Genomic DNA, 11,318 nt, shown 5'->3' with positions numbered 1-11,318 from the left:
AAAGCGGGGCGATGATCGCCCATTCCTCGTCCGTCAATTCGTGGCGGCGCATCTCTCTCTCCCCTATCGAGAGAGGTTGAATCACGCTCCTAGCCGGCCCGCAAATTTATGGGGCCACTGCCTAGGCCACAAGAAAACGCCCGCTCCTTGACCGGCGCGGGCGTTTTCATTGTTGGCGCCACCATCCAACGACGCGTGCGCCTCGACGAGCGAGTCGCGAAGGCGCAAGCCAGCGACCCGCGCGCCGGGCGCACGGAGCAGATTCCTGCCGGCCACAGCCGGTGGAAACTTGATAATGTCGTGGGGAAGGCCTGAAGGCAGAAGGGTCGAAGGTCAGCCGCGCTCGGCGGCGGCCAGAGCGGCCCGTGTGGTCATGTCGGGACCAAAATCCCCGGCATGTTCGATGGCGAGCATCTCGCCGAGACGGCGGCGAGCCCGGTTCACGCGGCTCTTGATGGTGCCGACCGCGCAGTTGCAGATATCGGCCGCTTCCTCGTAGGAGAAGCCAGATGCGCCGACCAACACCAGCGCCTCGCGCTGATCGGGCGGCAGGGTGTCCAGCGCGGCGCGGAAATCCTCGAAGTCCAGATGCATGTCCTGGTCGGGATTGCTGGTCAGCGTCGCGGCGAAGGCGCCGTCGGAATCGGGCACCTCGCGGCGCCGCTTGCGATATTCCGAGCGGAACAGGTTGCGCAGGATGGTGAACAGCCAGGCCGGAAGATTGGTGCCCGGGCGGAAGCTGCCGAGATTGGCAAAGGCACGCAGCAGCGTTTCCTGCACCAGATCGTCGGCACGATCGACATTGCCGCTAAGCGAAATCGCGAAGGCTCGCAGATTGGGGATCGCGGCAATGATGTCGTCGCGGAGCGTCGGATCGAAGGAGGTCACCGATGACCTCCATCGTTACGCTTGTTCGGCGCCGATCCGTCCACCGGGGCGGCAGGCTCGTCGAGCCGGGACAGGAGATCGAGAAAGCGATCGGGCACCCCCTGGCGAACAACGTCATCGTACATTGCGCGCAGGTGCTGACCAATCTTGGCCTGAATGTCGCTACCGAGCTTGGAGCCCGGGAGTGTAGTTTCCATGAGAGACGCGTCGTTCGTACCCGACGCTCCCTCGGACTGTTCATCATGCATTGCTTTTTTTCCCGACATCGAGCCTCCAGATATCCTCGAATAAAGGGCGGCTCCGTCGCATTCCTGCACGCATCACTGCGCACACTCGCCGCTGATAACGAGCCATGACGCCTCGGGTTCCCACAGGCGCGACCGCTTTCTCAGATTTTTTTCGCGGCAGTATGGAACCGCATCCCTGACACGTCGTTAATGGTGGACCGGCCGGCAGGAACGCGGCCGAATCTGTTTTTGGGGAGACACGCGTGAGCACCTCGCAACTCGTTGCGCAGCACCTGCCCTTCCTGCGCCGCTATGCGCGCGCGCTTAGCGGCAGCCAGGCGGCGGGCGATACTTATGTAACCGCCCTGCTCGAAACGCTCATTGCCGACCCGGATGTCCTCGATACGCGAGAAGATCCGCGCGTCGGCCTCTACCGCATTCTGACGCGCCTGTGGAACTCGGTTTCCGTCAACGGCGTGCCCGATCGCGGCCCTCCCGCCATACAGGGCGAGCAGCGCCTCGGACATATAACGCCGGTGGTGCGCCAGGCGTTCCTTCTGGTCTCTCTCGAAGGTTTTGAGGAGGCCGATGCCGCCGCAATTCTCGACGTCGATATCCAGACCCTGCGCAATCTCGTGGAAGAGGCGGGCCGCGAGCTGGCCGCCGAGATCGCCACCGACGTGCTCATCATCGAAGACGAGCCGTTCATCGCTCTCGACCTCGAAGGTTTGGTGGAAAGCCTCGGCCACCGCGTGACCGGCATCGCCCGGACCCATGGCGAAGCGGTCAACCTCGCCAAGCGCAAAGCTCCGGGCCTCATCCTCGCCGACATCCAGCTCGCCGACGGCAGTTCCGGCTTGGAGGCGGTGAATGAGCTGATCGAGACCGCCGAAGTGCCGGTGATCTTCATCACCGCCTATCCGGAGCGTTTCCTGACCGGCATCCGGCCGGAGCCGGCCTTCCTGATCGCCAAACCGTTCCAGCCCTCGACGGTGGCGGCGGTGGTCAGCCAGGCGCTGTTCTTCGAGCGGAAGGCCCGCCCCCGGGAGCAACGAGCCACGGCGTGAGGCGCAGTTGAATGAGTGCCTCGCTCAGCCTGCTCGATGACGTGGCACGGTACATCACCGTTGTCGCCTCCTTCGCCATAGCGCTTGCACTGTTTCGCCTGATCATACTCCGCTCCGACCTGAGCGGGCGCATGAAGCTGCTTGGCTATCTGCTGGGCGGACTTGTGCTGATGGTCGGCATCCTGTCGCTACTGGCCAATCTCAAGGCCGGGGACACCCTTCCTTGGCTGCAGTCGATGGTGCGCATCGCGCTCGCGGCGCTGAATGCCATCGGCGCTTGCGTGCTGTGGCTGAATTTCCACTCGCTGCTGAAAATCCCGCTGCCCGGCCGCATCGAGACCGAGCAGAGGCGCCTCGCGCTGGAACTGGCGACGGCCCTGCAGCGCTACGAGATGGCGCTGCGCGGCTCCAATGTCGCGATTTTCACGCAGGATCGCGAATTGCGCTACACCTCGGTCAGCAAGCCTCTGTTCGGCTTTCCGGTCGAGCAGGTGCTGGGCGCGACCGAGGGCGACCTTCTTGGCGATGGCCAATCCCGGGCACTGGAGAACCTCAAGCGCGAGGCGCTGGGTGGCACCACGCCGCGCAAGGGCGAGATCGAGGTTGAGCAGGACGGCTCGAAATACTGGTACGACCTCTATGTCGAGCCGTTGCGTGACCTGTCGGGCAGCACGATCGGGCTTACCGGCGCCGCGGTGGACGTGACCGAGCGCAAGCTCAATGAGCAGCATCTGCGCCTGCTCACCCGCGAGATCACGCACCGTTCCAAGAACCTGCTCGCGGTCATTCAAGCCATGGCGCGCCAGACCGCCCGCCACGCCTCGTCGATCGATGAATTCGTCGAGCAGTTCAGCGCGCGGCTACAGGCGCTGGCGCTTTCGCACGACCTTCTGGTGCAGGAAAGCTGGCATGGCGCCTCGCTCAGCGACATGGTGCGCTCGCAGCTCGGCCATCATCTCAACCGCGAGAACAGCCAGGTTTCGGTGGTGGGGCCGGACATCTTCCTCAAGCCCGAAGCGGCCCAGAATATCGGCCTCGCTTTGCACGAGCTGTCGACCAATGCAGCGAAGTACGGCGCGCTGTCGGTGCCCGAGGGGCATGTCACCATCTCCTGGGCGCGGCGCATGCCGGAAGCAGGCGGCGGCTTCGAGCTATCCTGGCGCGAAGAGGGTGGCCCGCCGGTGACTGCGCCGCGCAGCCGCGGCTTCGGCTCGCTGGTGATCGAGCGCAACATGTCACGTGCGCTCGATAGCGAGGTGAACCTGACCTTCGCCCCCGGCGGGCTGGTTTGCGACGTCTCGGTACCGGAACAGCATCTCGCCGCCGGACGCTAGCAACGCTCTCCATTTCCAGGGCATCGCGACGTACCGCGCCGACAACTGATCGGCGCGGCGGCGATTTTGGAACCAATCCTTTCATTGTGCATTAACCAAGCGCGCGGACGGCGGGGATGCCGTTCCGCGGTTTTCTTGGACATTTGCTCTCGGCTTTAGTCCGCGAGGCACAGCTATTGTGTCCGCGCGGAGGATCGCGCCTTTGCGCCGATCGGCAGCGAGCAAGAGATCGGAAGGGTACGAAGATGCCTCGCTTCGGTGCCGCCGCCCTCAGGGGGACGAGCTATTTTCTGGGAACGCTGACCGGCATGGCCATTGCGATTCCCCTCACCGCCACCGCGTTCAGCCCGGCCCCGAGCGGGCGCGGCGCGCCGGTCGCGCCCATTGCGCAGCCCGCCGGCGCGCTGTTTCAGTCGAGCGCCGTTAATCGTGCCACCAAGGGGGCGCGGCTTGATTTGCGCGTCACGCCCAGCGAGGGGGCGCACAACACGTCGGTCGCCGTCAAGGCCGTCACGCCCGAGCCGGCGGCGCCGAGCCGCACCATGAAGGCAACGCGCGGCTGCGCCTCCAGCGTCGGCGTGACCCGCTCCAATCTTTCGACGGAAGAACTTACCGTCTGCGTCGCTGACGCCTCGATGATCCAGAACATCAACTAGTATTATATTCCCTTCAAATAAATACCTTCAAGTTATTGTCCGATCAGATGATTTTATAGGGAACATTCCCGGCTGGAAGAGGTTGTTGAGGCAGACGGTCACCGACCGCACCACTTTTAACCGACCTTACGGAAATGGGAGATTTCTCTATGACCAACAAGATCGTGACCCTTACCGCTCTTGCCGCGCTGTCGCTCACCCCGGCGGTTGCCTTCGCGCAGAGCGCGAACCCCGAATCCACCACCCCGCCCGCCGTTGCCCCGCACACGCCGGGTACCGCCACTCCCGACGCCGCGTCGCCGCAGGCTCCCGCCTCGGTGATGCCCGGCACGCCGAGCACGGCCACCGCGCCGACCGCGACGCCGAAGTTCGTCTCCGCCCAGGCCAGCGGCCAGTGGATGGCGTCCGACCTGATCGGCTCTGATGTCGTCACCGCTTCGGATGAGAAGCTCGGCTCGATCAGCGACGCCGTGGTCGACGGCGACGGCAATGTGCTCGCCGCCGTGATCGACGTGGGCGGCTTCCTCGGCATCGGCGCCAAGCCGGTCGCGGTGTCGTTCGATTCGCTGACCGCCACGCCGACCGACGATGGCGAAAAGATCGTGGTCTCGCTGACCAAGGAAGAGCTGAACGCCGCGCCGGAATTCCAGACCCTGGATCAGGCCCGCGATTCCAGCGCGACCAAGACCCAGTAATCCAGTAGCCGGTTTGCCGGCTTCTGAGGGGCGGCTCGCCGCCAGCGCTTGATGGCGCCCGCATGCCCGGCCTCACCGCCGGGCATGTCGCGTTTGGGCCGTAACGGGGCGATAAGAGCGCGGTGCACGATGACGCGGCGGGCGGGATCGGCTAAAGCGGGAGGCCTGTCCAGTCGGATCCTGCCATGATCGAATCCCGCTCCCGTCGCGCCGACCATCCTTTCAAGGACCTGTTCGACATCCACGCCATGCGCGCCGAACTGGCCGTGCTGGCGAAGACGGTGCTGGGCGAGGCCAAGGCCGGGCGGGAGATCGAACTGCGCGGCACACTCGCCAAGCGGCTCAAGGCTGCCTACACGGCCGGCCACGCCACCGCGGAGCGCTGGCTGATGCAGGACGGCTCCGGCCGGCGCTGTGCCGAGCGCCTGTCGCGGCTGCAGGACGAGATCATCCTGCTGGTCTATGAACTGGTGGTCACCCACCTTTACCCCTCCGACAATCCCTCCACCGCCGAACGCATGGCGATCGTGGCGGTCGGTGGCTACGGGCGCGGGCTGATGGCGCCTGGCTCGGACACCGACATCCTGTTCCTGCTGCCCTACAAACAGACCGCCTGGGGTGAAAGCGTCGCCGAGGCGGTGCTCTATGTGCTGTGGGACATGGGGCTTAAAGTTGGCCATGCCACGCGGTCGGTCGACGAATGCATCCGTCAGGCGCGCGCGGACATGACGATCCGCACCTCGTTGCTGGAAGCCCGGCTGCTGCTCGGCGAGAAGTCGCTGTTCGACGAGCTCAACGCGCGCTTCGACGCCGATGTGGTGGAGGGCACGGCGGTGGAGTTCGTCAACGCCAAGCTCGCCGAGCGCGAGGAACGGCTCAAACGCGCTGGTCAGTCGCGCTATCTGGTCGAGCCCAATGTCAAGGACGGCAAGGGCGGCCTGCGCGACCTCCACACGCTGTTCTGGATCGCCAAATATGTCTACCGGGTGCGCGAGACTCGCGACCTGGTGGCCAAGGGCGTGTTCACGGCGGAGGAAGCCAAGGAATTCCGCCGCTGCGAGGATTTCCTGTGGTCGGTGCGCTGCCATCTGCATTTCCTGACCGGAAAGGCCGAGGAGCGGCTCTCCTTCGATCTCCAGCGTGAGATGGCGGAGCGGCTCGGCTACACCGAGCATCCCGGCCTCAAGGATGTCGAGCGCTTCATGAAGCACTATTTCCTCGTGGCCAAGGATGTCGGCGACCTGACCGCCATCGTCTCGGCCGCGCTGGAGGAGCGCCATGACAAGCCGGTCCCCCGGCTGAACCGCATGATCAGCCGGCTGCGCCGCTCGCCCCGCCGCACGCTGAAGGAAAGCGCCGACTTCATCGTCGATAATGACCGCATCAATGTCGCCGACAACGCGGTGTTCGACCGCGACCCGGTGAACCTCGTGCGCATCTTCCACCTCGCCGGCAAGCACGGCCTGGCCTTCCACCCCGACGCGATGCGCCTCGCCACCCGCTCGCTCAAGCTGATCGACGCCAAGGTGCGGGAGAACCCCGAGGCCAACCGGCTATTCCTCGACATACTCTGTTCGCGCAACACGCCGGAAATCGTGCTGCGGCGCATGAACGAGACCGGTGTGCTCGGGCGCTTCGTGCGGGAGTTCGGACGCATCGTCGCGATGATGCAGTTCAACATGTACCATTCCTACACGGTGGATGAGCACCTCATCCGCTCGATCGGCGTGCTCTCCGAGATCGAGCGCGGAGACCGGCCCGAATACGGCATCGCCAACGAGCTGATGGCGCAGATCAAGAACCGGCAATTGCTCTATGTCGCGGTGTTCCTGCACGACATCGCCAAGGGCCGGCCGGAAGACCACTCCATCGCCGGCGCCCGCGTGGCGCGCAAGCTGTGCCCGCGCTTCGGGCTGAACGCGGTCGATACCGATACGGTGGCGTGGCTGATCGAACAGCACCTCACCATGTCGACCATCGCCCAGTCCCGCGACCTGTCGGACCGCAAGACCATCGAGAATTTCGGCGCCGTGGTGCAGAATCTCGAACGGATGAAGCTGCTGCTGATCCTCACCACCGCCGATATCCGCGCCGTCGGGCCGGGCGTGTGGAACAACTGGAAGTCCCAGCTGCTGCGCACGCTCTATTACGAGACCGAGCCGGTGGTCACCGGCGGCTTCTCCGAGAGCAACCGCAACCAGCGCGTCGCCCGCGCCCAGGCCGAGTTCCGCGCCGCCGTGGGCGAGCGGGCCACCGACGAGCTGGAAGCCTATATGGCGCGGCTCTATCCCAGCTACTGGCTGCGCGTCGACCTTGAGCACAAACTCGCCCATGCCGAGTTCATCCTCGCCGCCGAGGGCAAGGGTCAGGCGCTCGCCACCGCCTCGAAGACCGACCCGGAGCGCGGCATCACCGAGCTCACCGTGTTCGCGCCGGACCATCCCAAGCTGCTGGCAGTGATCGCCGGGGCCTGCGCGGCGGCCGGCGCCAACATCGTCGACGCCCAGATCAACACCACCACGGACGGGCGCGCGCTCGACACCATCTCTCTTACCCGCGCTTTCGAGCAGGACGCGGACGAATTGCGCCGCGCCGGGCGCATTGCCTCGGCGATCGAGAAGTCGCTCTCGGGCGAAATCCGGCTTCCCGAGGTGGTGGCGAAGAAGATCCCCAAGCGCCCGCGCGCCTTCACGGTCGAGCCGGAAGTCACGCTCAACAATTCCTGGTCCAACCGCCACACTGTGGTGGAGGTGTCGGGCCTCGACCGGCCGGGCCTGCTCTACGGGCTGACACAGGCGCTGTCGCGGCTCAACCTCAACATCGCCTCAGCCCACGTCGCCACCTTCGGCGAACGGGCGGTCGACGTGTTCTACGTCACCGACCTGATGGGCGCCAAGCTGATGGGCGCGGCCCGTCATTCGGCGATCCGCCGCGCTCTGCTGCAGGTGCTGGATGCCGACGACGAGGCGCACGCGGCGTAATCCCCACCTCCTCGTGCCGCAATCTCTCCCCTTAACGCCCCCTTAAAAGCCCCGATTTAGAGTTCGTTTACCGGCCGACCGGGACAAGGGGCATATGTTCGGACGCAAGGGTAACATGGAGCGGCGCGAGCCGGTGCTGGGAGCGCCGGCCGGGTTCAGTGATCTGCGCCTCAGCGCGGAGGACCGCCCGACATTGGCCGGCTCCACCCATGCCCGCACCAGTGGCAAGTCGGGAGGCGGGAAGACCGGCTCTGGCAAGCCCGGCTCCCGCTCCGCCACCCGCGGAAATGCCTCTGGTTCCGATCGCCCGCCGCGTCGGCGCGGTCGCGCGCGGCGGGGACTGCTCGGCCGGCTGGTCTACTGGGGCGTCGTCCTCGGCCTGTGGGCGGTGATCGGCCTTGTCGGCTTCGTCGCCTATGAGGCGAACCAGCTTCCCCCGATCCAGAACCTCGCGGTTCCCGAGCGCCCGCCCACCGTCATCATCCAGGGCGCGGACGGCAAGACCATAGCCACGCGCGGCGAGATGCGCGGCAGCTCCGTGCCGCTGCGGGCGCTGCCGCCCTATCTGCCGCAAGCCTTTGTCGCCATCGAAGACCGGCGCTTCTACGAACATTTCGGGCTCGACCCGATCGGCCTCGCCCGCGCGGTGTTCGTGAACCTCACCACCGGGCGGCTGCAGGGCGGCTCGACTCTGACCCAGCAGCTCGCCAAGAACCTGTTCCTGACACCTGAACGCTCCTTGTCGCGCAAGGTGCAGGAACTGGTGCTCTCGCTGTGGCTGGAGACCAAATACACCAAGAACGAGATCCTCGAACTCTACATGAACCGCGTCTACTTTGGCGCGGGCGCCTATGGCATCGAGGCCGCCGCGCAGCGCTATTTCGGCAAGTCCGCGCGGGCCGTGACGCTCTCGGAGGCCGCGATGCTTGCCGGCCTCGTCAAGTCGCCCTCCTCGCTCGCCCCGACGCGCAATCTGGAAGGCGCGCAGGCCCGCGCCGAGATCGTGCTGGCGGCGATGGAGGAGGCTGAGTTCATCACGCCGGAGATGGAAAAGGTCGCGCTCGCACGGCCGGCCGTGGTCGCCAAGAATGCCGGCGTCGACCCGTCGGGCTATGCCGCCGACTGGGTGAGCGAGCAGCTCAAGACCTTGATCGGCCCGATCACGCAGGATGTCATCGTCCAGACCACCATCGATCCCGCGCTTCAAGCTGTTGCCGACAAGGCGCTGAAGGACGCGCTGGCCAAGAGCGGCCAGAAGCTCGGCGTCGAGCAGGGCGCGCTGGTGGTTCTCGACACCGATGGCGGCGTGCGCGCGCTGGTGGGGGGCCGCTCCTATGAGGAAAGCCAGTACAATCGCGCGGTCAGCGCCCGACGCCAGCCGGGCTCGGCCTTCAAGCCCTTCGTCTATCTCACCGCCATGGAGCGCGGCCTCACCCCCGAGACCGTGCGCGAGGACGCGCCGGTGCAGATCAAGGGCTGGCGGCCGGAGAACTTCTCCAAGGAATATCGCGGCCCGGTGGACCTGCGCACCGCGCTCGCCTTTTCGCTGAACACGGTTGCGGTGCGTCTTGCGCTTGAGGTCGGACCCGCCGAGGTGATCAAGACCGCGCATCGCCTCGGCATCACCTCGAAGCTGGAGCCCAACGCCTCGATCGCGCTCGGCACCTCCGAAGTCTCGGTTCTGGAGCTCGCCAGCGCCTATGCGCCCTTCGCCAATGGCGGGATTGGTATCACACCCCACGTCATCGAGCGGATCCGCGATGCCTCCGGCAAGGTGCTTTACTCCTATGCCGCGCCGAGCCGGGGCATGGTGATGGCGCCACCCCATGTGGCGATGATGAACAGCATGATGCAGCAGACGCTGCTGACCGGCACCGCGCGGCGCGCCGACCTGCCGGGCTGGCCGGCGGCGGGCAAGACCGGCACCAGCCAGGATTACCGCGACGCCTGGTTCGTGGGCTATACAGGCCGCTTCGTCACCGGTGTCTGGCTCGGCAATGACGATTCCTCGCCGACGAAGAAGGCCGGCGGCTCCGGCCTGCCGGTGGAAATCTGGAGCCAGGTGATGAAGGCGGCACACAAGGACCTGCCGGTCACGCCGCTGCCCGGCACCGGCGCCGGCAACCCGGCGCCCGGCGCGCTGCCGCCCGGCGACGTGCCGGAGGACCCGGTGGTGACCGGTGGCCCGCAGCCGCCCGCCTCCAAGCCGGCGACGCTTGACAACTGGCTGATCGACAAGCTGTTCGGCCGGAACTGAGCCCCACCCGCGCGCAAGCTGCGGCCGTTAGTCTTCCGCCTCACGGGCAGCGCCGTAGCGGTGCAGTTCGGGACCGTGGCGCTTGAGCCAGTTCTCCGCCCGCTCGCGCTCGGGGAACAGCAGGTCCACCGTGCGCCAGAAGCGCGGGCCGTGATTCATCTCGCGCCGGTGCGCGACCTCATGGGCGGCGAGATAATCCAGCACGAAGGGAGGGGCAAAGATCAGCCGCCAGGAGAAGGACAGCGCGCCGGTCGAGGAGCACGAGCCCCAGCGGCTCGCCGTGTCCCGCAGCGTCACGCGGGTAATGGTCACGCCGAGCGCGCGGGCATGGCGCTGCGCAGCCTCGATCAGGTCGCGCCGTGCCTCGCGCTTGAGATAATCCTCCACCCGCCGAGGAAGATGTGGCGCATCACCGGCCACGCACAGCACCGAAGCACCCGCCTCGTCGTTGGCCGGCCACACCGTGCCGCGCGCGCCGGGCATGTGCTGGATGCGATGGGGCATACCGCGCAGGGGAAATACCGCGCCGGCCGCGAACGGCACCTGGTCCGGCAAGCGGGCGAGACGGGTCTCGATCCATCCGACATGGCGGCGGGCGAAATCCAGCGCTTCCTTGAGCCGGCCATTGGCGGGCAGGGTCAGCACCACGTCGCGGGTCGCAGCACGCACGCGCAGCGTATAGCGGCGGGCGCGGGCGTTGCGGCGCAGCGTAACCACCACGACCTCGTGCGCCACCCGCAGCGTGAAGGAGTCGGGCTCCGGCTCAGCCGGTGTCTTGCGCGAAGGCTGGAGGGCACGAAACAGCATGGGCCTGTCCGGGTGTCGGTTCACGCCCCACTATGACGCACCGCGCCGCCGGCGCCAGCCTCGGATTTGGCCGGGCCGCTCAGCGCACCGCGCGACGGTCGCGGCGGCGGTCCTGAACCGGCTGGTAGGCGATGCGCGCGTGATAGGCGCAATAGGGCAACCCGGTCTTGGTGCGGCTGCCGCAATAGAAGAAATCCTGCTTGCCGGGATCGCCCACGGGCCAGCGGCAGGTGAATTCCGTCAGGTCGAGAATGGTGCAGCGGTCGGCCATCGGGATGACGTTGGCGACCGGATCGGCGACTTCCTCCGGCTCGGGCTCGGCGACAGCGCGTACGACCGTCGCAAGCGCGGCATTGCCGTGCACGGCGGGACGGGCCGGCACCGGGGCCGGCGCGCTGGGGCGCGG

The 11,318-nt window shown here is 66.6% G+C and carries 10 protein-coding genes; 6 read left to right on the top strand and 4 right to left on the bottom strand.

From position 1 onward, the window contains the following. Positions 1–333 precede the first annotated feature (333 nt). Together VRZ77_RS21320 and VRZ77_RS21315 are read right to left on the bottom strand one after the other, a co-directional pair. A complete protein-coding gene (locus VRZ77_RS21320) occupies positions 334–888 on the bottom strand; it encodes a sigma-70 family RNA polymerase sigma factor (protein WP_414594578.1) in 555 nt (184 codons plus the stop codon). Continuing rightward, positions 885–1,085 (bottom strand): NepR family anti-sigma factor, encoded by a 201-nt coding sequence (locus VRZ77_RS21315; RefSeq protein WP_414594579.1) that lies wholly within the window; start codon positions 1,083–1,085, stop codon positions 885–887. The genes VRZ77_RS21320 and VRZ77_RS21315 overlap by 4 nt, the downstream gene beginning before the upstream one ends. A 293-nt stretch (positions 1,086–1,378) precedes the next feature. On the opposite strand from VRZ77_RS21315, the gene VRZ77_RS21310 reads away from it, so the two are divergent. The 6 genes from VRZ77_RS21310 (at position 1,379) to VRZ77_RS21285 (ending at position 10,105) form a co-directional block, all read left to right on the top strand. Further along, positions 1,379–2,182, top strand: coding sequence for a response regulator (locus VRZ77_RS21310; RefSeq protein WP_414594577.1), 804 nt, complete (start codon positions 1,379–1,381; stop codon positions 2,180–2,182). Positions 2,183–2,193: 11 nt separating this feature from the next. Then, positions 2,194–3,516, top strand: a complete 1,323-nt coding sequence (locus VRZ77_RS21305) for a sensor histidine kinase (RefSeq protein ID WP_414594576.1) — start codon at positions 2,194–2,196, stop codon at positions 3,514–3,516. Between the two features lie 245 nt (positions 3,517–3,761). Then, the gene (locus VRZ77_RS21300) at positions 3,762–4,172 is read left to right on the top strand and encodes a hypothetical protein (RefSeq protein WP_414594575.1); all 411 of its coding nucleotides are present in this window, start codon (positions 3,762–3,764) and stop codon (positions 4,170–4,172) included. 149 nt (positions 4,173–4,321) lie between these two features. Next, positions 4,322–4,867: a PRC-barrel domain-containing protein gene (locus VRZ77_RS21295; RefSeq protein ID WP_414594574.1), complete on the top strand. Its 546-nt coding sequence runs from the start codon at positions 4,322–4,324 to the stop codon at positions 4,865–4,867. A gap of 185 nt (positions 4,868–5,052) precedes the next feature. After that, a complete protein-coding gene (locus tag VRZ77_RS21290) occupies positions 5,053–7,848 on the top strand; it encodes a [protein-PII] uridylyltransferase (RefSeq protein WP_414594573.1) in 2,796 nt (931 codons plus the stop codon). 94 nt (positions 7,849–7,942) lie between these two features. Next, complete coding sequence (locus VRZ77_RS21285) at positions 7,943–10,105, top strand: transglycosylase domain-containing protein (RefSeq protein WP_414594572.1); 2,163 nt, start codon at positions 7,943–7,945, stop codon at positions 10,103–10,105. A 27-nt stretch (positions 10,106–10,132) separates the two neighbouring features. Here the strand turns inward: VRZ77_RS21285 and VRZ77_RS21280 are convergent, their stop codons facing one another. Together VRZ77_RS21280 and VRZ77_RS21275 are read right to left on the bottom strand one after the other, a co-directional pair. Next, positions 10,133–10,912: a M48 family metallopeptidase gene (locus VRZ77_RS21280; protein WP_414594571.1), complete on the bottom strand. Its 780-nt coding sequence runs from the start codon at positions 10,910–10,912 to the stop codon at positions 10,133–10,135. Positions 10,913–10,991: 79 nt separating this feature from the next. After that, positions 10,992–11,318: GcrA family cell cycle regulator (locus VRZ77_RS21275; protein ID WP_414594570.1), on the bottom strand; the 327-nt coding region annotated here is incomplete at its 5' end.

It is taken from the genome of Ancylobacter sp. G4_0304 (assembly GCF_047501495.1).
In the GTDB taxonomy this organism is placed as follows: domain Bacteria; phylum Pseudomonadota; class Alphaproteobacteria; order Rhizobiales; family Xanthobacteraceae; genus Ancylobacter.
Note: the sequence above shows the minus strand (reverse complement) of the source record. Positions and strands in the feature narration are given on the sequence as shown.